Annotated in this window: 13 protein-coding genes and 6 pseudogenes; 7 read left to right on the plus strand and 12 right to left on the minus strand. The window is 69.6% G+C overall.

Going from position 1 to position 24,315, the window contains the following annotated elements; genetic code table 11:
* Window positions 1-11: 11 nt before the first annotated feature.
* From OJJOAM_RS03160 to edd, 7 genes and pseudogenes are all read right to left on the minus strand, one after another.
* Window positions 12-1,667 carry a CTP synthase gene (locus tag OJJOAM_RS03160; protein ID WP_149319290.1) on the minus strand — a complete coding sequence of 552 codons (1,656 nt, stop codon included), beginning with the start codon at window positions 1,665-1,667 and terminating at the stop codon, window positions 12-14.
* Between the two features lie 136 nt (window positions 1,668-1,803).
* Window positions 1,804-2,625 (minus strand): peptidase, encoded by an 822-nt coding sequence (locus OJJOAM_RS03165; protein WP_422648840.1) that lies wholly within the window; start codon window positions 2,623-2,625, stop codon window positions 1,804-1,806.
* A gap of 259 nt (window positions 2,626-2,884) precedes the next feature.
* Window positions 2,885-3,703 carry a transglutaminase family protein gene (locus OJJOAM_RS03170; RefSeq protein WP_422649480.1) on the minus strand — a complete coding sequence of 273 codons (819 nt, stop codon included), beginning with the start codon at window positions 3,701-3,703 and terminating at the stop codon, window positions 2,885-2,887.
* 71 nt (window positions 3,704-3,774) lie between these two features.
* Window positions 3,775-4,728: an alpha-E domain-containing protein gene (locus tag OJJOAM_RS03175; RefSeq protein WP_422648841.1), complete on the minus strand. Its 954-nt coding sequence runs from the start codon at window positions 4,726-4,728 to the stop codon at window positions 3,775-3,777.
* Window positions 4,729-4,818: 90 nt separating this feature from the next.
* Window positions 4,819-6,291: pseudogene (locus tag OJJOAM_RS03180) on the minus strand (circularly permuted type 2 ATP-grasp protein).
* Window positions 6,292-6,502: 211 nt separating this feature from the next.
* On the minus strand, window positions 6,503-7,012 hold the full coding sequence (locus OJJOAM_RS03185; RefSeq protein WP_149319295.1) for a gluconokinase: 510 nt from the start codon (window positions 7,010-7,012) through the stop codon (window positions 6,503-6,505).
* Between the two features lie 240 nt (window positions 7,013-7,252).
* Window positions 7,253-9,122 (minus strand): annotated as a pseudogene (gene edd, locus OJJOAM_RS03190) (phosphogluconate dehydratase).
* A 298-nt stretch (window positions 9,123-9,420) separates the two neighbouring features.
* Here edd and OJJOAM_RS03195 point away from each other — a divergent pair.
* Window positions 9,421-10,425, plus strand: coding sequence for a MurR/RpiR family transcriptional regulator (locus OJJOAM_RS03195; RefSeq protein WP_422648842.1), 1,005 nt, complete (start codon window positions 9,421-9,423; stop codon window positions 10,423-10,425).
* 90 nt (window positions 10,426-10,515) lie between these two features.
* Here OJJOAM_RS03195 and OJJOAM_RS03200 read toward each other — a convergent pair whose 3' ends face one another.
* The gene (locus OJJOAM_RS03200; RefSeq protein ID WP_422648843.1) at window positions 10,516-12,939 is read right to left on the minus strand and encodes a DNA internalization-related competence protein ComEC/Rec2; all 2,424 of its coding nucleotides are present in this window, start codon (window positions 12,937-12,939) and stop codon (window positions 10,516-10,518) included.
* 128 nt (window positions 12,940-13,067) lie between these two features.
* Between OJJOAM_RS03200 and OJJOAM_RS03205 the strand changes: the two genes are divergently transcribed.
* Window positions 13,068-13,262, plus strand: a complete 195-nt coding sequence (locus OJJOAM_RS03205; RefSeq protein ID WP_422648844.1) for a hypothetical protein — start codon at window positions 13,068-13,070, stop codon at window positions 13,260-13,262.
* A gap of 112 nt (window positions 13,263-13,374) precedes the next feature.
* Here the strand turns inward: OJJOAM_RS03205 and OJJOAM_RS03210 are convergent.
* From OJJOAM_RS03210 to OJJOAM_RS03220, 3 genes and pseudogenes are all read right to left on the minus strand, one after another.
* Window positions 13,375-14,212: pseudogene (locus OJJOAM_RS03210) on the minus strand (TatD family hydrolase).
* 26 nt (window positions 14,213-14,238) lie between these two features.
* A pseudogene (lolD, locus tag OJJOAM_RS03215) lies at window positions 14,239-14,986 on the minus strand (lipoprotein-releasing ABC transporter ATP-binding protein LolD).
* Window positions 14,979-16,229 carry a lipoprotein-releasing ABC transporter permease subunit gene (locus OJJOAM_RS03220; protein ID WP_149319302.1) on the minus strand — a complete coding sequence of 417 codons (1,251 nt, stop codon included), beginning with the start codon at window positions 16,227-16,229 and terminating at the stop codon, window positions 14,979-14,981. Before OJJOAM_RS03220 ends, lolD begins: the two are co-directional and overlap by 8 nt.
* Before the next feature lie 191 nt (window positions 16,230-16,420).
* Here OJJOAM_RS03220 and OJJOAM_RS03225 point away from each other — a divergent pair, with 191 nt between their 5' ends.
* Both OJJOAM_RS03225 and recJ read left to right on the plus strand, forming a co-directional pair.
* On the plus strand, window positions 16,421-17,599 hold the full coding sequence (locus tag OJJOAM_RS03225; RefSeq protein WP_422648845.1) for a hypothetical protein: 1,179 nt from the start codon (window positions 16,421-16,423) through the stop codon (window positions 17,597-17,599).
* 181 nt (window positions 17,600-17,780) lie between these two features.
* Window positions 17,781-19,480, plus strand: a pseudogene (gene recJ, locus OJJOAM_RS03230) (single-stranded-DNA-specific exonuclease RecJ).
* Between the two features lie 147 nt (window positions 19,481-19,627).
* On the opposite strand, the gene OJJOAM_RS03235 reads toward recJ, so the two are convergent.
* Entirely contained in the window at window positions 19,628-20,371 is a 744-nt protein-coding gene (locus tag OJJOAM_RS03235) for a peptidoglycan DD-metalloendopeptidase family protein (RefSeq protein ID WP_422648846.1), read from the minus strand.
* Between the two features lie 327 nt (window positions 20,372-20,698).
* Between OJJOAM_RS03235 and prfB the strand changes: the two genes are divergently transcribed.
* The 3 genes and pseudogenes from prfB (at window position 20,699) to lysS (ending at window position 24,280) form a co-directional block, all read left to right on the plus strand.
* Window positions 20,699-21,804 (plus strand): peptide chain release factor 2 gene (prfB, locus tag OJJOAM_RS03240; RefSeq protein ID WP_422648847.1). Its coding sequence is split into 2 segments (ribosomal slippage): window positions 20,699-20,770 and window positions 20,773-21,804, totalling 1,104 coding nucleotides; the frame shifts between segments, so codons are not numbered across the junction.
* Window positions 21,805-21,923: 119 nt separating this feature from the next.
* Complete coding sequence (locus OJJOAM_RS03245; RefSeq protein WP_422648848.1) at window positions 21,924-22,706, plus strand: SDR family oxidoreductase; 783 nt, start codon at window positions 21,924-21,926, stop codon at window positions 22,704-22,706.
* Window positions 22,707-22,747: 41 nt separating this feature from the next.
* Window positions 22,748-24,280 (plus strand): annotated as a pseudogene (gene lysS, locus OJJOAM_RS03250) (lysine--tRNA ligase).
* Window positions 24,281-24,315 lie beyond the last annotated feature (35 nt).

Here is a 24,315-nt window from a genome sequence, read left to right on the forward strand (position 1 = left end):
ATGCGGCCGCTTCAGGCGCCCTTGCGCCGCTGCTGGCCGGCCAGCGCGGCTTCCACGTAGGCCTTGAACAGCGGATGGCCCTCGCGCGGCGTCGAGGTGAATTCCGGGTGGAACTGCACGCCGACGAACCACGGGTGCAGCTGGGCCGGCAGCTCCATCATCTCGGGCAGGTTCTCGGTCGGGGTGCGGGCCGAAATCACCATGCCGGCCTGCTCCAGCTGCGGCACGTAGTGATTGTTGACCTCGTAGCGGTGGCGATGCCGCTCGTTGACCTCGGCGCCGTAGATCTGCGCCGCCTTGGTGTCCGGCTTGACCGGCACGCGCTGCGCGCCCAGGCGCATGGTGCCGCCCAGGTCGGAATCGGCCGAGCGCTGCTCGACCTTGCCGTCGCGGTCGACCCATTCGGTGATCAAGGCGACCACCGGGTGTTCGGTCTCGAGGCTGAACTCGGTCGAATTGGCGTCGCGCATGCCGGCCACATGGCGGGCGAACTCGATCACCGCCAGCTGCATGCCCAGGCAGATGCCCAGGTACGGCACCTTGTTCTCGCGCGCGTACTGGATCGCGCGGATCTTGCCCTCGGTGCCGCGCTTGCCGAAGCCGCCCGGCACCAGGATCGCGTCCAGGGGCTTGAGCACTTCGAGGTGGCCCGATTCCAGTTCCTCGGAATCGATGTATTCGATATTGACGCGGGTCGCGGTGTGCATGCCCGCGTGGCGCAGCGCCTCGATCAGCGACTTGTACGACTCAGTCAGGTCGACGTACTTGCCGACCATGCCGATCGTCACTTCGTGTTCGGGGTTTTCCTGCGCGTTGACCAGCTTCTGCCACATCGACAGGTCGGCCGGCTTCGGATCCAGGCGCAGCTCCTCGCAGATCAGCCGGTCCAGGCCCTGCTCGTTGAGCATCTGCGGGATCTTGTAGATGCTGTCGACGTCCCACACCGAGATCACGGCTTCCTGCGGGATGTTGGCGAACAGCGAGATCTTGGCGCGCTCGTCGTCCGGAATCGGCCGGTCGGCGCGGCACAGCAGCGCCGTCGGCGAGATGCCGATCTCGCGCAGCTTCTGCACCGAGTGCTGGGTGGGCTTGGTCTTGAGCTCGCCGGCGCTGGCGATGAACGGCACCAGCGTCAGATGGACGAAGGCCGCGTGGTTGCGGCCCATGCGCAGGCTCATCTGGCGGGCGGCCTCGAGGAACGGCAGCGATTCGATATCGCCGACGGTACCGCCGATCTCGACCAGCGCCACGTCGGCCTTGCCTTCGTGCGACGCGGCGGCGCCCTTCTCGATGAAGGCCTGGATCTCGTTGGTGATATGCGGGATCACCTGCACGGTCTTGCCCAGGTATTCGCCGCGCCGCTCCTTGCGGATCACCGATTCGTAGATCTGGCCCGTGGTGAAGTTGTTCGACTTGCGCATCTTGGCCGAGACGAAGCGCTCGTAGTGGCCAAGATCCAGGTCGGTTTCCGCGCCGTCTTCCGTGACGAATACTTCGCCATGCTGGAAGGGGCTCATCGTGCCGGGATCGACGTTGATGTAGGGATCGAGCTTGAGGAGGGTGACTTTGAGGCCGCGCGACTCGAGAATAGCCGCGAGCGAGGCGGCAGCGATGCCCTTGCCGAGGGAAGAGACGACGCCACCGGTGACGAAGACGAATTTGGTCATAAACCGAGCTTGCCGGGGAAATCGGGATTATACATGAGCGAGGCCGGATGGACGGGCGGAATCGGCGTGCCGGACTGTCCGCTCGCGTGCCGTTTCGGCGGCAGGCCCGGCATCGCGCAGGCCCTCGCCGCCGCGCTCACTGCGGTTCGCGCGGCCGCTCGCGCCGGGCCCGCACCGGCTGTCCCCAGCGGTCGCCCTCGCCCTGCCGCGTCAGCGGATGCTCGACCCGTGTGGCGGCATCCCATTCCGGGTTGTCGATCTCGCCGAACACCTGGCGCAGGCGCTCGCCCCAGGTCTCGCGGATCATGCAGAAATACGGGTTGCGGTCGTCGATGGTGGCAAAGCGCGTGACGTGCAGCGAATCGGCCTCGTAGACCAGCAGGTCCAGCGGCAGCCCCACCGAGATATTGGACTTGAGCGTCGAGTCCATCGAGATCAGCGCGCACTTGGCCCCTTCGGCCAGCGGCAACGACGGATGCACCACGCGGTCGATGATCGGCTTGCCGTACTTGGCCTCGCCGATCTGGAAGTAGCAGTTCTCCGGCGTCGCCTCGACGAAATTGCCGGCCGCATAGACGTTGAACAGGCGGACCCGCTCGCGGCCGATCTGGCCGCCGAAGATCAGGCTGACGTTGAACTCGATGCCGGCATCGCGCAGCGCGTCGGCATCGCGGCGGTGCACCTGGCGCACCGCGTCGCCGACGATCGAGGCGGCCTCGAACATATCGCGCGCGGTCCACAGCGAGCGTTTGCTATCGCGGCTTTCCATCAGGATCTGGCGAATCGACTGGCTGATGGCGAGATTGCCGGCGGTCATCAGCACCATGACGCGGTCGCCGGACTCCTCGAACACCGTCATCTTGCGCGCGGTCGAGATCGCGTCGACGCCCGCGTTGGTGCGGGAGTCGGACAGAAATACCAGGCCAGCATCGAGCCGCATGGCTACACAGTACGTCATGGTGTTGTCTTATTGTGGTGACATGGCGCGCGGCGGAACGCGCGGGGAGCATCCCGGCATTCTAGCGCCCTCGCGGGGCGGGCCGCGGCGCGGGCCACCGCCGGACCCCCCATCGGCCAACGATCGGCCAGCTATCGACCCGCAGTCAGCCCGCTATCACCGGTGATCAACCGGTGATCAACCGGTGATCAACCGGTGATCAACCGGTGATCAGCCGAGGATCGCCCCACGGCAAGCACGCCGAAGGCCGGCGCGGACCTCAGGCCGGCTCGATCAGGATCTGCACCGACAGCGATTCGGTGCCGCCGCCCTCGCGCACGCCGCGGATCGGCGCCGCGGAGCGGTAGTCGCGCCCCACCGCGAGGCGGATATGGCGGGTATCGGTGAAGCAGCCGTGCGTCACGTCGATGCTGCACCAGCGCTCCTGCTCGGTATCGACGCACAGGTCGGCCCAGGCGTGGCTGGCGAGCTCGGTCGCGGCCGGGTCGTGGAAATAGCCGCTGACATAGCGCGCCGGAATGCCGAAGGCGCGGCAGGCGGCCACCATCACCTGGGCTTGGTCCTGGCAGACGCCCGCGCCGAGCGCGAAGGCCTCGGCGGCGCTGGTGCCGACATCGGTGGCATTGGGCTGGTAGCGCACGCGCTCGCCGATGCCCTGGGCCAGCGCCAGCAGCGCCGCGGGATCATGGCCGGCGGCCAGATACGGCGCGGCAAACGTCCTCAGCTCGTCGGGGGCGCTGGTCAGCGGCGTGCCGCTGCGAAAGTACAGCGGCGACACGCGCGCCTCGCCCGGCGGCGGCGCGTCGCTGAAGCAGCCGTCCGCATCGGAGGCCGGCGTGATCTCGACCTCGCCGCTGGCGGCGATCGTGATGGTGTCGGCCGGCCGCGCCAGCGTGAACTGATGGACGATATTGCCGAAGCCGTCGAGCGCCTCGGACAGGTTGCCCGGCACCGACAGCTGCCACTGGTGCACGCGCTGCAGCGGGCCCGAGCGCGGCGCCAGCCGCAGCTCGTGAACGCTGCGGATCACCGGCTCGGCATAGCGGTAAACGGTGCGATGGTGGATCTGGTATTTCACGGTCATGTTGCGCTGCGCCGCCAGATCCGCCCGGCAGGTGCGCCTGGTGCGTCCGTGGGCGAATCCATCGGTCAGGCCGCCAGCGGCGGCACCAGGAAGTCCCGGCTGATGCCGCTGCCCAGATCGCCGATGCGTTCCAGGAAGCTGGTCAGGAAAGCGTGCAGCCCGACCGCGAAGATGTCGTCGATGCGCGCGTATTTGAGGTCGGCATGCAGTTTACCAGCCTGCCGCTCGGTCTCCGCCGACTGCTGGTTGCGCACCAGCGCCAGGATCGCCACCACCTCGTCCATGCTCGACACCAGCGAGCGCGGCATGTCGGGCCTCAGGATCAGCAGTTCGGCGACGCGCACCGGCGTGATCACGGTGCGGTAGATCTTGCGGTAGACCTCGAAGCCCGACACCGAGCGCAGCACCGCGGCCCAGTGATAGAAGTCCTGCTCGGTCCGTTCGCTGCCGCCGTTCTCGCTGCCGGTGGCCTGGAACTTGACGTCGAGGATCCGCGCGGTGTTGTCGGCGCGCTCCAGGAAGGTGCCCAGCCGCATGAAGTGGAAGGCGTCGTCCTTGAGCATGGTGCCGAACTGCACGCCGCGCGCCAGGTGCGAGCGGAACTTGACCCATTCGAAGAACTGGGACGGATCGTCGCGCAGCACGCCGTCCGAGATCATCCGCTGCACGTCCAGCCAGGTGGTGTTCAGCGTCTCCCACACCTCGGTGGTCAGCGAACCGCGCACCGCCCGCGCGTTCTCGCGCGCCGCGCGCAGGCAGCTCATGATCGACGACGGGTTGGTCATGTCGCGCACCATGAAGTCGATCACGTCCTCGCGCGACAGCAGTCCGTACTTGTGGTCGAACGCGTGCGTCAGCTCCGAGATATCGAGCATCGCCCACCAGCCCTGCTCGGCCACCTCGAGCGATTGCGGCAGCAGCGAGGTCTGGTAGTTGACGTCGAGCATGCGCGCGGTATTCTCGGCGCGCTCGGTGTAGCGCGCCATCCAGAACAGGTGGTCGGCGGTGCGGCTCAGCATGGTGGCTCTCCGTGGTCCGGTCGGAAGATCGCGGGGTCGGCAATGGCTGCGGAAAGGAGCGAAGGCTTGAAGGCTTGAAGGTTCGTCGGCTCAGCGCTCCAGCACCCAGGTGTCCTTGGTGCCGCCGCCCTGCGAGGAATTGACCACCAGCGACCCCTCGCGCAGCGCGACGCGCGTCAGCCCGCCCGGCACCATGCGCACCTCCTTGCCCGACAGCACAAATGGCCGCAGGTCGATATGGCGCGGCGCGATGCCGGCCTCGACATAGGTCGGGCAGGTCGACAGCGCCAGCGTCGGCTGCGCGATGTACTGATGCGGCCGTGCCTTGACCACCTCGCGGAACGCGTCGATCTCCGCGCGCGTCGCGGCCGGACCGACCAGCATGCCGTAGCCGCCCGCGCCGTGCGTTTCCTTGACCACCAGCTCGTCCATATGGTCGAGCACGTACTGCAGGTCGTCCGGGCGCCGGCACATCCAGGTCGGCACGTTGGCCAGCAGCGGTTCCTCGCCCAGATAGAAGCGGATCATCTCCGGCACATAGGGATAGATCGACTTGTCGTCGGCGACGCCGGTGCCGATCGCATTGCAGACCGTGACGTTGCCGGCGCGATAGACCGCCAGCAGGCCGGCCGCGCCCAGCGTCGAATCCGGCCGGAACACCAGCGGATCGAGAAAGTCGTCGTCGACGCGGCGGTAGATCACGTCGACGCGCTGCGGCCCTGCGTGGTGCGCATGTACAGATGGTCGTCCTGCACGAACAGGTCGCTGCCCTCGACCAGTTCGATGCCCATCTGCTGCGCGAGGAACGCATGCTCGAAGTAGGCGGAGTTGTACATGCCCGGCGTCAGCACCACCACGGTCGGATCGGCCACGCCCTGCGGCGACACGCTGCGCAGCATCTCGAGCAGCAGGTCGGGATAGTGGGCCACCGGCGCGACGCGGTTGCGCGCGAACAGCTCGGGGAACAAGCGCATCATCATCTTGCGGTTCTCGAGCATGTAGGAGACCCCCGAAGGCACCCGCAGATTGTCCTCGAGCACGTAGAACTCGCCCTCGCCGGCGCGCACCACGTCGATGCCGGCGACATGCGCATAGATGTCGCGCGGCACGTCGATGCCCAGCATCTCGGGCCGGTATTGCGCGTTGTCGTAGACCTGCTCGGGCGGGATCACGCCGGCGCGGATGATGTCCTGGCCGTGATAGATGTCGTGGATGAAGCGGTTCAGCGCGGCGACGCGCTGGCGCAGGCCCTTCTCCAGCAACGCCCATTCGCCGGCCGGGAAGATGCGGGGGAATCACGTCGAAGGGGATGGTGCGCTCGGTGCCGCTGTTGGCCTCGTCCTTGTCGCCATAGACGGCGAAGGTGATGCCGACGCGCCGGAACACCAGGTCGGCCTCGGCACGCTTGTTGGCCATGGTCGCGCCCGACTGGCGCGCCAGCCAGTCGGCGAACTGGCGGTAGTGCGGCCGGATCGCGTCCGGCGACAACGCCTGCCCGGCGGCGATGTTCGGGGGCGCCTCGTCGCGCCAGTCCAGCATTTCATCGAAAAACCGCGCCGCCATGATGCCCTCCCCCCAGTACCGGGCGCCCGACCGGCCGCCGCGCATCGTTGACTTCTACAGCATACGTCCGGCCGCTGCCCCCGAGAAGGAGGCCAGGTGCCTTGGCAGACATTCAAGCAAGATGCCTGCCAGTGGAAGACGGGCCGCGAACGGCGTGTTGGCGGGGCGCGGCGCCACGCAATGACGCGGGGACGCCGCCCCACACACCATTTCAGTGCACGGGCTGGCTGCCGCGGACGGGCGGACGTTCGGCCAGGATCTGGCGCACCAGCTCCTCGGGCGGCTTGCGGATATCGAGCACCAGCGCGTCGCGCGGCTCCTCGAGCGTATCGAGCTGGCTCTGCAGCAGCTTCGGATCGAAGAAATGCCCGCTGCGGCCGGCCAGGCGCGTGCGCAGCACGTCGATATCGCCCTTCAGGTAGATGAAGCTGACCCCGCCGTCGGGCGGCGTCAGGCGGTCGCGATAGATCTGGCGCAGCGCGGAGCAGGTGAAGACGTGCGGGCGGCCCTCGGCGCGGGCCTGGTCGATGGCGGCGCGCATCGCGTCCAGCCAGGGCCAGCGGTCCTCGTCGGTCAGCGGAATGCCGGCGGCCATCTTGGCCTTGTTGGCGGCGCTGTGGAATTCGTCGGCGTCATGGAAGCCGCAATGCAGGGCCTGCGCCAGCAGCGAGCCGACCGTGGTCTTGCCGCTGCCGGAGACGCCCATCAGGATATAGATCATGTCTGCTCCATCGATCAGGATCGGACGGTCGGGGCCGTCCTTGTTGGTCTGACCGCGCGGCGGCGGGTTCGCGCGCCCGCGGGTCGAGGCCGGACGCGGGGTCCGGCTCGTTTCGGGATTGGTTCGGTCCGGCTGCGGTCCGGCTTCGGTTCGGCTTCGGTTCGGCTTCGGGCCGGGGTTGCGTATCGCCCGCCGTATCGGCTGCCGTATCGCCTGCCGAAAGTACGCCCTACAGCACGACTATAGTGCGCGCGGCGCCGGCGCCGCCATCGCATCGGCCTCGCTGAGGTCCAGCGCGCTGCCGCCCTGCTCCGCGCCGCGCGCGTGGCGGCGGAACAGCCCAAACAGGCCGCGCCCCAGGCTGTAGTCGGCGAACGGGTCCTGCGGCGGTGCAGCAGGCGCGCGGGCCGCGAACTCGGCCGGATCGCCGAGCCACGCCAGCGTGCCGGCGACGGCGTCGACGCGCAGCCGGTCGCCGTCGCGCACGCGCGCCAGCGGACCGCCGGCGCTCGCTTCCGGTCCGACGTGGATCACGGCCGGCACCTTGCCGGAAGCGCCCGACATGCGGCCGTCGGTCACCAGCGCGACGCGGTGGCCCGCGTCCTGCAGCGCGCCCAGCGGCGGCGTCAGCCGGTGCAGTTCGGGCATGCCGTTGGCGTTCGGGCCCTGGAAACGCACCACGACGATCACGTCGCGATCGAGCTCGCCGCGCGTGAACGCGTCCTGCAGCGCCTGCTGCGAATCGAACACGCGCGCCGGCGCCTCGACGATCCGGTGCTCCGGCGCGACCGCCGACACCTTGATCACGCCGCGACCAAGATTGCCTGACATCAGCCGCAACCCGCCTTCGGGATCGAACGGCGCGTCGATCGGCGCGAGCACCTGCGCGTCGCCGCTTTGCGCCGGGGCTTCGCGCCACTGCAACGCGCCGTCGTGCAGCACCGGCTCCTGCGCATAGCGCGCCAGCCCCGGGCCGGCCACGGTCTCGACGTCCTCGTGCAGCAGTCCGGCGTTCAGCAACTGGCGAATCACGAAGCCGACGCCGCCCGCCGCATGGAAGTGATTGACGTCGGCCGCGCCATTCGGATAGACCCGCGCCAGCAGCGGCGTCACACGCGACAACCGGTCGAAGTCGTCCCAGTCGATCACGATGCCGGCGGCGCGCGCCATCGCCACCAGATGAATGGTGTGGTTGGTCGAGCCGCCGGTCGCCAGCAGCCCGACGATGCCGTTGACCACCGCCCGTTCGTCGACGATGCGGCAGATCGGCAGATAGCCGTCGCCCCGCGCCGACAGCGCCAGCGCGCGCTGTGCCGCCGCGGCCGTCAGCGCGTCGCGCAGGCCGCCCTCGGGCGGCACGAAGGCCGCGCCCGGCAGATGCAGGCCCATGATTTCCATCAGCAGCTGATTGCTGTTGGCGGTGCCATAGAAGGTGCAGGTACCCGCGCCGTGATAGGCCTGGCACTCGGCCTCGAGCAGCGCGTCGCGGCCGACCTGGCCGGTCGCATAGAGCTGGCGCACGCGCGCCTTCTCCTTGTTGGGCAGGCCGCTGGCCATCGGTCCGGCCGGCACCATTACCACCGGCAGATGGCCGAACTGCAGCGCGCCCATCACCAGCCCCGGCACGATCTTGTCGCAGACGCCGAGCATCACCACCGCGTCGAAGGTGTTGTGCGACAGCGCGATCGCCGCACCCATCGCGATCGCGTCGCGCGAGAACAGCGACAGCTCCATGCCGGGATTGCCTTGCGTGATGCCGTCGCACATCGCCGGCACGCCGCCGGCGACCTGGGCCACCGCCCCCACTTCGCGCGCAGCCGCGCGAATCAGCGCGGGATAGCGCTCATAGGGCTGGTGCGCCGACAGCATGTCGTTGTACGCGGTGACGATGCCGAGATTGAGCGCATGTTCGACGCGCAGCTTCAGCTTGTCGGCGGCCGGCAGCGCGGCGTAGCCGTGGGCCAGATTGGCACAGGACAGACCCTGCGCCGGCCCCCTGTTCGCGCTGCGCGCGGGCGCAGCGTTCCAGGTAGGCGGCACGGCTGGCGCGGCTGCGTTCGACGATGCGCTCGGTGACGTCGCGCACCGCGGGATCGAGAGTCTGTGGCATGCGGTATGGAGAGGCGAACGGGAAGATGGGCAGTCGATGGACCGGGAACTGGGGGTCCATCCCGGCGGGGTCGTTTTGTGTAGAATTTCTACATTCTACCGGAAGACAGGTCCGTTCCAGAAGCCCCCCGATTCGCGCCGATGTGCCGGCAATGCGGGAAATCCCGTTGGAAAACGGCCTTTCCATTGCCGAGCCTCAGGGTTATTCCCGACTGCGGCGAACCGCGATCGACCCGATCATTCGGCCCGCGAAGTAGAATCTCTACATACAACGATCCAATCCGACCCTTGCCGCCCACATGCGCGAACGCATCCTCGCCGTCTACGACTCCCTTCGCCCCTCCGAACGGCGCCTCGCCGACTACGTCGCGCGCCACGGCGCCAGCGTGATCCGGCTGTCGATGCCGGAGCTGGCGCGCCGTGCGGGCGTGTCGCAGCCAACCATCGCGCGCTTCTGCGCGGCGCTGGGCTACGACGGCTTTCGCGAGTTCAAGCTGCAGTTCGCGCAGACCGTCGGTGCCGGTACGCCCTTCGTACATCAGGACGTCAATCCGCAGGACCAGCCGGCCGATATCGCGGGCAAGGTGTTCGACCGCACCATCGCGACCCTGATGTCGGTGCGCAACGCACTGTCGGCCGACCAGATCGAGCACGGCATCGCGCTGCTGGCCGGCGCGCGCCGCATCGAGTTCTACGGCTGCGGCAACTCCGGCATCGTCGCCCTCGATATCCAGCACAAGTTCTTCCGCCTCGGCATGCCGACCGTCGCCTATTCGGATCCGCATGTGTTCAGCATGTCCGCGGCGCTGCTGGCGCCGGGCGATGTCGCGGTGCTGGTGTCCAACAGCGGCCGTACCTGGGACATGCTGACCGCCGCCACGCTGGCGCGCAGCGCGGGCGCCAGCGTGCTGGCGCTGACGCACAGCGGCTCGCCGCTGGCCGCGCTGGCCGACGTCTGCGTGTTCTCCGATGTCGAGGAGGACAGCGAGGTCTATACGCCGATGACCTCGCGCATCAGCCATCTGGTGCTCGGCGACGTGCTGGCGGCGGGCGTCGCGCTGGCGCGGGCCGATACGATGGCGGGCCGGCTGCAACGCGCCAAGGCCCATCTGCGCGAACGGCGCATCGCCAGCGCCGAGCCCAGCCATGCGCTGGAGGCGCTGCCGCGCGACAAGGCGCGCCGCAATGCGCGGCCGACGGGGAAGGCGGCAAGGTCGGCGGCGAAATCCGCGACGAAGCCCGCGGCCAAATCGGCGGCAAATTCGACCCGAAGGCCGGCTGCCCGGCGCGCGGCCAAGGGCTAGCCGACGCCTGCGCATCGGCGCATCGGCGCATCGGCGCATCGGCGCATCGGCAAGCGCCAACCACGGCCAATAAAGGTTCGACAGGCCCGCTCATTCCGGCGCATCCGGCGCCGGCCGCCAGTAGCGCCGCGCCTGCTGCCGAAACGACGCGATCGCGATGCCGCCGCGATCCGCGACGACTTCCACCGCGCCGGTGCGATCGCTGCGATAGCGCGCGATCCCGCGGCGCCCATAGCGCGCCCATACCTGTGCATGCGGATGCCGGTAGCGATTGCGATAGCCGAGCTGGAACACCGCCGCGGCGGGCCGTACCGCATCGAGCCATTCGTCGCTGGACGAGGTGCGGCTGCCATGGTGCGGCACCAGCAGCAGATCGGCACGCAGCGCATCGGGCGGCAGGCGCGCCACCATCGCCAGTTCGGCGGCGCGGTCGATATCGCCGGTCAGCAGCAGCGTGGCGTACGGGCTCGAGATCCGCAGCACGCAGCTGCGCGCATTGCTGCCGATCGCGGCGTCGTCGCCCTGCCCCGGCAGCGGATGCAGCAGTTCGAAGCGCACGCCGTCCCATTGCCAGCTGATTCCCGCTGCACACACCTCGCTGACATCCGGCCCGACGCCAGCCGGCAGGCGCCATAACGGATGGCCGCGCGGCAACGCCGCCCACATGCGCCGGACCGGCAGCGCCGCCATCACGTCGCGCGCGCCGCCGGCATGGTCGGCGTCCTCGTGGCTGATCACCAGCGCATCGAGCGAATGGATGCCGACCGCGCGCAGGAACGGCACCACCACGCGTTCGCCGGCGCTGGGCCGCGGCGCGTCTGCCGAACCGCTCGCCGAACCGCTGTCCGAACCTCTGTCCGAACCGCTGTCCGAACCTCTGTCCGAACCGCTGGCCGAACCGTTGGTCGGGCCATAGGCCGGCCCGGTGTCGTACAGCAGCCGGTGGCTGCGGGTTTCGATCAGCACCGCCGCGCCCTGCCCGACATCGAGTGCCGTGGCGCGGAACGCCGCAGCGGGCAGCGGCGCACGGCCGCTCGACAGCATCGGAATCAGCAGCACCAGGCCATGCACGCGCCAGCCCCAACCAAAGGCGCGCGGGGCGAGCAGCACCGCCGTGCCCAGCATGGCGAAGGCAAGCTCGACCGTGTCGGGCCGCGCCGCCTGCCAGACGGCCCAGTTCGGCGCCGCCAGCCGGACCAGCACGGCCGCCAGCCACGCCATCGCCTGATGCGCCAGCGTCAGCAGCAACGCGGCCGCCATCGCGATGGCGCCGCCGAGCGGCCAGTCCGCGGGCCACGCCGCCAGCAGCGCCGCGCTCAGCGCCAGCGGCGTCACCAGCAGGCTGACGACCGGAATCGCCAGCGCATTGGCCAGTGGCGACACCACCGATACCTGCTGGAACAACAGCAGCGTCGGCGGCAGCAGTCCGACGGTCACGGCCCATTGCGTGCGCGCGGCCTCGGCCAGATGCCGGCGCAGGCCATGCCAGCGCGCCTGCCAGACCGAAGGCGGTGGCGGCCCGGGGCCGGCATCGGCGACGGTGCGCTGCGACGCCGCCAGAAAGATCGCCGCGACCGCGCCGAACGACAGCCAGAACCCCGCCGCCCGCACCGCCCAGGGATCGAGCGCGAGCGCCGCCGCCGCGGCCCAGACCAGCACCAGCGAGGCCGGCGGCCGGCGCTGCCACCACAGCGCCAGCGCGGTCACGGCCACCATCGCCACCGTGCGCTGCGCCGGGACTTCCATGCCGGACAGCAACCCATAGGCCAGGGCCGATACCACCGCCACCAGCGCCGCCGCGCGCTGCGCCGGACAGCGCAACGGCAGCGGCCTGCGCATCCATCTGCCCAGTCCGAACGAGCGCCGCCACAGCGCGCGCGCCAGCGCGGCGGCCAGTCCGGAAATCATCGTGATATGCAGCCCCGAAATGCTGACCAGATGGCCGATGCCGGTGCGCGTGAACCAGCGCCACTGCTCGGCGGCGATGCCGCTCTGGTCGCCGATCGCCAGCGCCACCAGCACGCCGGCGAACGGCGCATCGGCCGGCATCGCCGCCAGCATCCGCGCCCGCATCTGCGCGCGCCAGCGTGCAATGCGCCAGGCGGGCCGCAGGCCCACCGGCGATGCCGGGTGGGCGGCCAGCACGTAGCCGGTCGCGCCGATGCCTCGCTGCAGCAGCCAGTATTCGTAGTCGAAGCCATGCGGATTGGCGAGGCCGTGCGGCCGCTTCAGCCGCACGGTCAGCGCCAGCCGCGTGCCGGGCAGCAGAGCGGGCGGCGCCTGTTGCCAGCCGAGCGACAGCAGCGCCGGCAAGCCCGCCGGTCGCTTGCCGTCGACGCTCAGGTTGAACCGCAGGCCCTCGCCGTTGCCGGTCGGCAAGCTGGACACCACGCCGGTCAGCGACAGCGTCACGCCTTCGAGCTCGGCGGCGAGCCGTTCGGACAGCCGGCGCTCGGCGCGCCAGGCCGCCCATGCCGCGCCAGCGGTCAGCGCGGCGAGCGCGGTCACCAGCACGGTGGTCAGCCAGCGGGCATGGAAGACAAGGGGAGGAAGGACGCGGGCCCGCCGGCACCGAAGGCCGGTGTCGTTCTGCAAGCGGCGACAGCGCGAGCAGCACGCCGAACGAAGCGAGCCCCGCGGTCATGCTGATCGGCGCGGACGGCAGCACCGGCAGCTGCTGCACCAGCCAGCAACCCGCCACGAAGGCGCACAGGGTCAGGCGCATCGCGGCGCCGGCAACGCAAGAACTACAGGAACAGCAGGAACAGCAGGGACAGCAACGAACGCCGGGCCCGATACGCCCGCAGCATGTCCATCTGCCGCCGGGCAAATCGTAGACACCGCAGAAAGCCCAAGGACCGCAAGCACCGCAGACATGCCCGCCCTCGTTCGAGGATCACGATGCCTGCGTTTATACCGCCGGGCGGCGGCCCAGAACGTGTCAGTCCGTCACGGCGGGGGAGACGGCGCCATCGTCGCGGCAAAGGCCGCCAGCCGGGGCAGCGCCTCGACCGCATTGCGCCAGGTCGCCTGGGCCAGGGTGGGGGGCCTCGATGCCGCGCAGTTCGGTCAGCACGCGCGCGACGCCCGCGACCTCGGCCGGTGTGTTGCGCACCTTGCGCTGTTCGCCGAACTGGTCGTCGGTCAGCCAGGCCGGCGCGATATCGGGCGCATCGGTTTCCAGCACCAGCGCTTCCAGCGGCAACTCCACCGCCAGCCGCCGGATCTGCCGCGCGCGGCTGAACGTCACGTTGCCGCCGAAGCCGAGCCTGAAGCCCTGCTCGACGAAGCGCTGCGCCTGCTGCGCGCTGCCATTGAAGGCGTGCGCGATGCCGCGCCGCACGCCGACGCGCCGCAGTTGCGCGGCAACCTGGTCCTGCGACTTGCGGACATGCAGCAGCACCGGCAGATCGAACTCGCGCGCGATCTTCAGCTGCTCGACGTAGAGCCAGGTCTGGTGCTGCGCGTCGAGTCCCGGCACGAAGAAGTCCAGGCCGATCTCGCCGATGCCGACGAAGCGGGGATCGGGCAGCGCGGCCTCGACCTCGCGCCGCAGCGCGTCGAGGTCGGGCTGCCCCGCGCCGGGCGTGCACAGCGGATGGATGCCGAGCGCATAGACGCAGGCCGGATGGCGATGCGCCAGCGCGCGCACGGCGGCGAAGTTCGACACCGCCACCGCGGGCAGCACGATGCCGCCGACACCCACCGCGGCCGCGGCCGCCACCACCGCGTCGCGGTCGTCATCGAACTCGGCCGCGTCGAGGTGGCAATGGGTGTCGATCCACATCGGGGAAGCTCCGGCGCGCCGCGGTATCAGCGTTCGCGATGCAGATGGCCGTCGCGCAGCCGCAGCACGCGGTCGCAGCGATTGGCCAGGTCGAGATCGTGCGTGACGATCACGAAGCTGGTGCCCAGCGTGCGCGACAGCTCCAGCATCAGGTCGTAGACGCCGCCGGCGGTGTGGTCGTCGAGATTGCCGGTCGGCTCGTCGGCCAGCACGCAGGCCGGCTGCCCCACCAGCGCGCGCGCGATCGCCACGCGCTGCCGCTCGCCGCCGGACAGCTCGCCGGGACGGTGCTTCGCGCGCTCGCCGAGGCCGACGCGCGCCAGCATCGCCTGCGCGGCCTCGCGCGCCTCGCCCTGGCGCAGGCCGCGGATGCGCATCGGCATCGCGACGTTGTCCAGCGCGGTGAACTCCGGCAACAGATGGTGGAACTGGTAGACGAAGCCCAGCGAGCGGTTGCGCACCAGGTTGCGCTCGGTCTCGCGCAGGTCGGTGAAGGGCTTGCCGAGCAGCGCGACGCTGCCCGAATCGGGATTGTCCAGCCCGCCCAGCACATGCAGCAGCGTGCTTTTTGCCCGAGCCGGAGGCGCCGACGATGGCGACCTTCTCGCCGGCATCGATGCGCAGGTCGACGCCGCGCAGCACCTCGACGTCGAGCCCGCCCTGGCGGAAACGCTTGCACAGCCCCTGCGCGGTCAGGATCGGCTGCGCGGCGGCGGTGGCGCCCGCCGGCGTGGCCTCGGGCGCGGCGGTGCGGTTCAGCATGGCCTCATTCATAGCGCAGCGCCTCCGCGGGGTTCACGCGGGCGGCGCGCCAGCTGGGATAGAGCGTGGCCAGGATGGCCAGCACGAAGGAAATGGTGCCGATGGTGGCGATGTCGTTCACGCGCGGGTCCGAGGGCAATTCGCTGATGAAGTAGATGTCACGGGGCAGGAACTGGACCTGCAGGATCCGCTCGATGAAGGGCACGATCACGTCGATATTGGTCGCGATCAGCGTGCCGCCGAGCACGCCGAGCACGGTGCCGATGAAGCCGATGGCCACGCCCTGCACGATGAAGATGCGCATGATCGAGCCGGGCTGCGCGCCCATGGTGCGCAGGATCGCGATATCGGCCTGCTTGTCGGTCACGGTCATCACCAGCGTCGACACCAGGTTGAAGGCCGCCACCGCGATGATCAGCGTCAGGATGATGAACATCATCCGTTTCTCGGTCTGCACCGCGGCGAACCAGTTGCGGTTCTGCTTGGACCAGTCGCGCAGATAGAGCTCGCCGGACAGCGTGCCGGCCAGCGCGTCGGCGACCTGCGGGGCGCGCTGCATGTCGGACAGCTTCAGCCGCAGGCCGTTGGGACCGTCGAGCCGGAACAGCGTCTGCGCGTCCTGGATATCGATCAGCGCCAGCGCGCTGTCGAACTCGTAATGGCCCGACGAGAACACGCCGACCACGGTGAACTGCTTGAGGCGCGGCAGCACGCCGGCAGGCGTGATGGTGCCCTGCGGCGCCACCAGCGTGACCTTGTCGCCCACGCGCACGCCCATCGCCGCGGCCAGCTCGCCGCCCAGCACGATGCCGAAGCCGCCGGGCTGCAGCTCGGTCAGGCTGCCGGCCTTGAACTGCTTGCCGATGTCCGAGACCTTGGGCTCCTCGGCCGGATCGACGCCGCGCAGCAGCACGCCGCGCACGGTGTCGTCGCGGGTCAGCATCGCCTGCGCGGCGACATAGGGCGCGGCGCCGACGACCTCCTTGTTGCGCATCGCCTCGGCGGCGGTGCGGCGCCAGTCGGGCAGCGTGGAAGGGCCGATCACCTCGATATGCGCGAGCACCGACAGCATGCGGTCGCGTACCTCCTTCTGGAAGCCGTTCATCACCGACAGCACGACGATCAGCGCGGCCACGCCGAGCGCGATGCCGAGCATCGAGATCATCGAGATGAAGGAGATGAAGGTATTGCGGCTGGCGCGTTTGCTGGCGCGGGTATAGCGCCAGCCGATCTGCCACTCGTAGGGAAAGTTCAAGACGGTTCCTGTGTTCGTTGCCAACGCGCGATGGCGCCCGTGAGGCCGGATCGAAGGCCCGGCCGGGCCGCCATCGCGCCCCCGGGCGCGTGCGAATCCGGCGTAATTCCGGCGCAAGTCCGGCGCAATGTCGTCCGAATTCGGTGAATCGGGACGCGCCGGCCACCCGCGAGTTTACAATCTCGCCAACCATGACGACGCACCTGACCCTGATTGTGCCCTTTTCGGTCCCGCCCGGCGCGGATACCGAGGGCCTGGACGAACCGAACGGCGCCGGCGGCGGCATTGCCGGCGCCCTGCTGCGCCAGTTGGAGTTGCCGGCGCTGGGAAAGTTGCTGACGCGCGCCGGCACGACTGCGCGCGAGCGCCACGGCGCCGGCTACGATCCGATCGCGCTGCGCTCGCTCGCCCATGAGCGCTGGCTGGCCGCGCGCGCCGGCCTGGACACCGCGCGCGTGCCCACCGCGCCCTACATGCGGCTGGCCGACCATGGCGGTGCCGACGCCAATCACGACGTGCGGTCCGGCAGCGATCCGCAGTCCTGGGTCTGCCTGCAACCGGTCCACATCCATGCCGCGCGCGATCACCTGGTGCTGATGGACCCGGCGCTGCTGACGCTGGACGCCGCCGAATCGGCCGCGCTGCGCGAGGCCATCGCCCCGCTGCTGAGCGATTCGGGGATCGCGCTGGATGCGCCCCACCCCGGCCGCTGGTATCTGCCCGAAGGGGTGTTCGGACCGCTGGATGCCACCCCGCCGCTGCGCGCGGCCGGCCGCAATATCGATGTCTGGATGCAGTCCGGCCCGCGCGAGCGCGACTGGCGCCGGCTGCAGAACGAGATCCAGATGACCTGGTTCGACCATCCGGTCAACCAGGCGCGCGAGGCCCGCGGCGCGCTGCCAGTCAACTCGGTCTGGCTGCATGGCGGCGGCGCGCTGCGGCCGGTGCCGCGGCTGGCCGATACGGTGCTGGCCGACGATCCGCTGCTGCGCGGGCTGGCCATGGCCGGCGGCGCCGCATGCCTGCCCTTGCCGCCTTCGCTGGCATCGCTCGAGTCGCTCGCATCGCCGGCATCGCTGCAAGCCGAGGGCAGCGCGATGGCGCTGCTCGATGCCTGCGCCTCGGCCTATCTCGCCGAGGACTGGGGCAGCTGGATCGAGCGGCTGCATGCGCTCGAGGCCGACTGGTTCGCGCCGGCGCTGGCGGCGCTCGAGGCGGGCCGGCTGCAGGCGCTGACGCTGGTGCTCGGCGGCGACGACCATCACGCCGAATTCACGGTGCGCCGCGGCGACCTGCGCAAGTTCTGGCGCGGCCTGGGCATGCGCGGCGACTGGCGCGCGCTGCTGTCCGATCTCGCGCTGGCCGCATGAGGGCGATCATGCCGACGCTGCTTCGTCCGCCTCATCCACTTGCTGCGCCGCGCCCGCTTCGTCTGTCACACCCGCTTGGTCTGTCGCATCCGCTTCGTCTGCCGCGTCTGCTTCCCCTGCTGCGGCCGCTGCGCCCGCTTTACCACCGCCCCGGCCCCTGCTCCGCTTTCGTTCCGACCCCATGACACGCATCGCGATCCGCCCCCCACCAGCCCGACCATGCCAGTGCCCTCGCCGCGCTGGGCCTGCATCCGACGCTGGCGCGCATCCTGTCGGCGCGCGGCGTCACCCATGCGCGCGAGCTGGCCACCGACCTGCCCGAGCTGATGGCCCCGCAGGCGATGAAGGGAATCGACCGCGCCGCGGTCTATCTGGCCGACGCGATCGCCGCGCGCCGCCGGCTGCTGATCGTCGCCGACTACGACTGCGACGGCGCCACCGCCTGCGCGGTGGGCGTGCGCGGCCTGCGCATGCTGGGCGCCCAGGTCGACTACATCGTGCCGAACCGCTTCGAATACGGCTACGGCCTGACGCCGGAGATCGTCGCGCTGGCGGCGCAGCGCAATCCCGACGTGATCGTCACCGTCGACAACGGCATCGCGAGCGTCGATGGCGTGGCCGCGGCCAATGCGCGCGGCATCGACGTGGTGGTCACCGACCACCATCTACCGGGCGACCAGCTGCCCGACGCGGCGGTGATCGTCAACCCGAACCAGCCGGGCTGCGGCTTTCCCAGCAAGAACCTGGCGGGCGTCGGCGTGATGTTCTACGTGCTGCTGGCGCTGCGCGCGGAATTGCGCCAGCGCGGCGTGTTCACGCCGGCCAATCAGCCGCGCCTCGACACGCTGCTCGACCTCGTTGCCCTCGGCACCGTGGCGGACGTGGTCAAGCTCGACACCAACAACCGCATCCTGGTCGCGCAGGGGCTCAAGCGCATGCGCGCGGGCCGCATGCATGCGGGCGTCGCCGCGCTGTTTCGCGCGGCCGGACGCGAGGCCAGCCGCGCCACGACGTTCGATCTCGGCTTCGGCCTGGGACCGCGGCTGAACGCCGCCGGACGGCTCGCCGACATGTCGCTGGGCATCGAATGCCTGCTCAGCGACGACGCCGAGCGCGCGTGGGAGATCGCGCAGCAGCTCGACGCGATGAACCGCGAGCGGCGCGATATCGAAGCCGGCATGCAGCAGGAAGCGCTGCAGATCCTCGAACGTCCGCTGGACGGGCTGGACCCGTCGTCGCGCTTTACCGTCAGCGTGTTCAACGACACCTGGCACCAGGGCGTGATCGGCATCGTCGCGTCGCGGCTCAAGGAGAAGTTCCATCGCCCGACCATCACGTTCGCGCCGGGCGACGAGGCCACCATCAAGGGCTCGGGCCGCTCGATTCCGGGCTTTCATCTGCGCGACGCGCTCGATCTGGTGTCCAAGCGCCATCCCGGCCTGCTGGTCAAGTTCGGCGGCCATGCGATGGCGGCCGGCCTGACGCTGCGCGCCGGCGATTTCGAGCGCTTCATGGATGCGTTCGAGGGCATCGGCCGCGAATGGCTGACCGACGACCACCTCGCCCGCGTGATCGAGACTGACGGCGAGATCGAGGACCACTGCTTCGATCCGGCCTTCGTGTCGCTGCTGGAGCAGCAGGTATGGGGCCAGGGCTTTCCGCCGCCGACCTTCTGCGGGGGAGTTCGACGTGCTGCGCCAGACCGTGCTCAAGGGCAAGCACCTGAAGCTGCAGCTGGGGCGCGGCAAGCGCCAGTTCGACGCGATCTGGTTCAACCACGCCGACACGCTGGGTGCCAGCGCGATGGTGGCCTACCGGCTCGACAACAACACGTTCAACGGCGTCACGCGCGTGCAGATGGTGATCGAGCACGCGCAGTAGGGAAAGACGTCTGGCAGCCGATTGGTCGTCCCGCGCAGACGCAGGCCTGGCGGCTTTCCGGGACGCCGGGTCCCCCCCTGCGCGAGGGCGACACGGACGGTGCATCGAAGCCTTACCCGCGTACCGGCATGGGCGGTCGTGGAGCCCCTACCCCCGCGCCGGCAGCATCGTGGCCGGATCGACCGGCTTGCCGTTGCCGCGCACCTCGAAATGCAGCTCGCTCGCCGCGGCGCCCATGCGGCCCACTGCCTGGCCCGCGTCGACGTGGGCGCCTTCCTTGACCATCGGCTGGTCGAGATTGCCGTAGACCGTCAGCCAGTCGTCGTTGTGCTTGACGATCACCAGCGTGCCATAGCCGCGCAGCGCGCCGACATGGATCGCCCAGCCGGCCGCGGCCGCGCGCACGGTGCCGTTGGCCGGCACCGCGATGCGCAGGCCCTTGCTCGATGGCGGCGAATAGCCGTGCGTGACCGTGCCGTCGGCCGGCCATTGCAGCGCGATGCGGCTGGACGGCGGCCGGCTCGACGGCGTGGCCGCGCGCGGGGTCTCCTCGACCGTGGCCGGGCCGCTGGTGTTGCTGGCGGCGGCCGCGGCGCCGGCCGGCGGCCGCACGCGGATCAGCTGGCCGACCTCGATGCGATCGGCGCTCGGCAAGGCGTTCCAGCGCACCAGGTCGCGCACCGAGCGGCGGTGGCGGCGCGCGATCGAATACAGCGTGTCGCCGGAGCGCACCCGGTAGAAGCCGTCCGGCGCGGGGCCGCCCTCGCCCACCGTGCCGCAGCCGGCCAGCGTCGCCAGCATCGTGGCGGCCAGCGCGGCGATGGCGCGCCGGCGGCCGATGGCCGGGGCGGTCGGTGCGGTCGCGGTCGGGAGGGTTGAAATGGCTGGCATCGTCATGGCTGCATCGGGAAGCTGGGCCCGCCCCATATCGCCCTGGCGGGCCGGAGCGGCGGAATGGATGGCGGACGGAACGGCGGATCGAAACGAGGCGGCGCCAACGAAGTAACGGTTGACGCACCCGCAACTGTAGACCATCGGTCACGGCCACAGTTCGACCCGGCGCCCGGAATCGCCCAGCGGTGACCCGTGCAGGACCCGAGCCGCCGCGGCGCCGGCATCGCCAAAGCGTGGGCGTCCGCGCGGCGCATTATCCGTCATTACCCGGGGAATGCCTCCCCGTTCCGCTATAATTCACGGTTTTCAAAGCGCAAGAACACCATGGAAGCAGAACGCCTCAACGCCATCTCCGGCGCCATCTCCGATCTCCGTTCCCGGACGGAAGATCTACGGGGGGTATCTTTGACTACGACGTCAAGGTAGGACGTCTGGCCGAAGTCAACGGCGAACTGGAGGACCCCGAGGTCTGGAACAACCCGAAGCGGGCCCAGGACCTCGGCAAGGAAAAGAAGATGCTCGAAGGCGTGGTCCAGGTACTGGGCAAGCTGACCGAGGATCTGGAAAGCGCCCAGGAGCTGTTCGAGCTCGCGCGTGAAGAGGGCGACGACGACACGCTGGTGTCGATCGAAGAGGACGTCAAGGGCTTCGAGGCGGCGGTCGCCGACATGGAGTTCCGCCGCATGTTCTCCGGCCAGCTCGATCAGGCCAATGCCTTCATCGACATCCAGGCCGGCGCCGGCGGTACCGAGGCGTGCGACTGGGCCTCGATGCTGCTGCGCCAGTACCTGAAGTACTGCGAGCGCAAGGGCTTCAAGGCCGAGGTGCTGGAAGAGTCCGAGGGCGATGTCGCCGGCATCAAGAGCGCGACGATCAAGGTCGAGGGCGAATACGCGTTCGGCTATCTGCGTACCGAGACCGGCGTGCACCGCCTGGTGCGCAAGTCGCCGTTCGACTCGTCGGGCGGCCGGCATACCTCGTTCTCGTCGGTGTTCGTCTATCCGGAGGTCGACGACTCGTTCGAGGTCGAGATCAATCCGGCGGACCTGCGCGTCGATACCTATCGCGCCTCGGGCGCGGGCGGCCAGCACATCAACAAGACCGATTCGGCCGTGCGGATCACGCATATCCCGACCGGCATCGTCGTGCAGTGCCAGAACGACCGCTCGCAGCACCGCAACCGCGCCGAGGCGATGTCGATGCTGAAGTCGCGCCTGTACGAGCACGAGATGCGCAAGCGCCAGGCCGAGGCCGACAAGCTCGAATCGACCAAGACCGATGTGGGCTGGGGCCACCAGATCCGCTCGTACGTGCTGGACCAGAGCCGCATCAAGGACCTGCGCACCAACGTCGAAATGTCCAACACGCAGAAGGTGCTGGACGGCGACCTGGACACCTTCATCGAAGCGAGCCTGAAACAGGGCCTGTAAGGGCCTCCAGGCGCAGGACCGAGCGTTGCAGCACAGCAGGACCGGCGCCCGCTCGCGCCACCCATCCCGCGGCGCGGCCGTGCCGCGGGGTCCGACCTCTCTCCGCCAGGGCGATATCCATGACCACTGCCGCATCGACTGACGCATCGACCGACGCATCCCATCTGATCATCATCACGGGCGCCTCGCGCGGCCTGGGCGCCGCCCTGGTGCGCGCGCTGATGGTCCCGGGCAACCGGCTGGTGTGCGTGGCGCGCAGCCGCAATGCGGAACTGGAGCAGGCCGCGCAGGCCAGCGGCGTGCCGATCGCCTGGCACCTGCAGGACCTGTCGAAGCCCGCGCAGGCGGCGAGCTGGCTGGCGAGCGTGCTCGACAGCGTCGACGCTCCGGCCAGCGCGACGCTGGTGCTGAACGCCGGCGTGATCGAGCCGATCGCGCCGATCGCCGAGCTGCAGGAGGCCACGCTGGTGCCGCACCTGATGACCAACCTGGTGTCGCCGATGACGCTGACCGCGGCCTTCCTGGCGCGCAGCGAGCGCTTCGGCTGCCCGCGCAAGGTGCTGGCGATCTCGTCCGGCGCCGCGCGCCGGCCGGTCGAGGGCTGGAGCGCCTACTGCGCCGGCAAGGCCGCGCTCGACATGTTCGTGCGCTCGGTCAATGCCGAGTACGCGTCGGTGCCGGCCGAGCGCGGCGTGCGCGCGGTGGCGCTGGCCCCGGGCGTGGTCGATACCGGCATGCAGGCCGCCATCCGCGAGGCCGACTTCGCGCAGGTCGAACGCTTCCGCTCGCTGAAGGCCAACGCGCAGCTGACCAGCCCCGAGGAGGCCGCCGCCCGCATCGCCGCCTATCTGCAGCGCGCCGACTTCGGCAGCACCGAACTCGACGATATCCGCAATACCTGACTTTCCCGCGCGGCCCCCGTGCCCCGCCCTTTGACGACATCATGACCGAACCCACCCGCGCGCCTGCCGAGCAGGCCCCGCCGTCGACGAAAACAAGATCATTGCCGAGCGGCGCGAGAAGCTGCAGGCGCTGCGTCAGCAAGGCGTCGCCTTCCCCAACGACTTCCGTCCGACCCATCAGGCCGCCAGCCTGCACGCGCAGTACGGCGACGCCGACCAGGCCACGCTCGAGGCCAATCCGGTCGAGGTCGCGGTGGCCGGCCGCATGATGCTCAAGCGCGTGATGGGCAAGGCCAGCTTCGCCACCGTGCAGGACGGCAGCGGCCAGATCCAGTTCTACATCACGCGCGACAAGGTCGGCGAAGAGGTCTACGCCAACTTCAAGCACTGGGACCTTGGCGACATCGTCAGCGCGCGCGGGCTGCTGTTCCGCACCAACAAGGGCGAACTGTCGGTGCAGGTGCAGGAACTGCGCCTGCTGTCGAAGTCGCTGCGGCCGCTGCCGGACAAGTTCCACGGCCTGGCCGACCAGGAGATGAAGTACCGCCAGCGCTATGTCGACCTGATCGTCTCGCCGGAAACGCGCGCGACCTTCCGCGCCCGCACCGAAGCGATCTCGTCGCTGCGCCGCCATATGGCCGAGGCCGGCTTCATGGAAGTCGAGACGCCGATGCTGCATCCGATTCCCGGCGGCGCCGCGGCCAAGCCCTTCATCACGCACCACAACGCGCTGGACATGCAGATGTTCCTGCGCATCGCACCCGAGCTCTATCTGAAGCGGCTGATCGTCGGCGGCTTCGAGCGCGTGTTCGAGATCAACCGCAACTTCCGCAACGAGGGGGGTCAGCCCGCGCCACAACCCCGAGTTCACGATGATGGAGTTCTACGCGGCCTATACCGACTACCGGTGGCTGATGGACTTCACCGAGGATCTGATCCGCAAGGCGGCGATCGACGCGCGCGGCAGCGCGACGCTGACCTATCAGGGACGCGAGCTGGACCTGTCGAAGCCCTTCCACCGGCTGACCATCACGCAGGCGATCCAGAAGTACGCGCCGCAATACACCGATGCGCAACTGGCCGATGCCGACTTCCTGCGCGCCGAGCTGAAGAAGTTCGGCGTCAATACCGGCGCGCCGCAATTCCTGAACGCGGGTCTGGGCACGCTGCAACTGGTGCTGTTCGAGGAGACCGCCGAGAGTCAGCTGTGGGAGCCGACCTTCATCGTCGACTATCCGGTCGAGGTGTCGCCGCTGGCGCGCGCCTCCGACACGGTGCCGGGCATCACCGAGCGCTTCGAGCTGTTCATCACCGGCCGCGAGATCGCCAACGGCTTCTCGGAGCTCAACGACGCCGAGGACCAGGCCGAGCGCTTCCGCAAGCAGGTCGAGCAGAAGGATGCGGGCGACGAGGAGGCGATGTATTTCGACGCCGACTACATCCGCGCGCTGGAATACGGCATGCCCCCGACGGGCGGCTGCGGCATCGGCATCGACCGGCTGGTGATGCTGCTGACCGACAGCCCGAACATTCGGGACGTCATCCTGTTCCCGCACCTGCGGCGGGAGGACTGAGCGGGGCCGCGCCGACGGGCGCGGGCTCGAGCCAT

The organism is Cupriavidus sp. H18C1 (genome assembly GCF_049311595.1).
In the GTDB taxonomy this organism is placed as follows: domain Bacteria; phylum Pseudomonadota; class Gammaproteobacteria; order Burkholderiales; family Burkholderiaceae; genus Cupriavidus; species Cupriavidus cauae.

Coding starts and splice junctions, on each gene's coding strand:
- OJJOAM_RS03235 (WP_422648846.1), bottom strand. CDS start 20,371: ATGCCAGCCATTTCAACCCTCCCGACCGCGACCGCACCGACCGCCCCG.
- OJJOAM_RS03185 (WP_149319295.1), bottom strand. CDS start 7,012: ATGATCTATATCCTGATGGGCGTCTCCGGCAGCGGCAAGACCACGGTC.
- OJJOAM_RS03160 (WP_149319290.1), bottom strand. CDS start 1,667: ATGACCAAATTCGTCTTCGTCACCGGTGGCGTCGTCTCTTCCCTCGGC.
- OJJOAM_RS03165 (WP_422648840.1), bottom strand. CDS start 2,625: ATGACGTACTGTGTAGCCATGCGGCTCGATGCTGGCCTGGTATTTCTG.
- OJJOAM_RS03225 (WP_422648845.1), top strand. CDS start 16,421: ATGACGACGCACCTGACCCTGATTGTGCCCTTTTCGGTCCCGCCCGGC.
- OJJOAM_RS03205 (WP_422648844.1), top strand. CDS start 13,068: ATGCTGATCGGCGCGGACGGCAGCACCGGCAGCTGCTGCACCAGCCAG.
- OJJOAM_RS03175 (WP_422648841.1), bottom strand. CDS start 4,728: ATGCTGAGCCGCACCGCCGACCACCTGTTCTGGATGGCGCGCTACACC.
- OJJOAM_RS03195 (WP_422648842.1), top strand. CDS start 9,421: ATGCGCGAACGCATCCTCGCCGTCTACGACTCCCTTCGCCCCTCCGAA.
- OJJOAM_RS03245 (WP_422648848.1), top strand. CDS start 21,924: ATGACCACTGCCGCATCGACTGACGCATCGACCGACGCATCCCATCTG.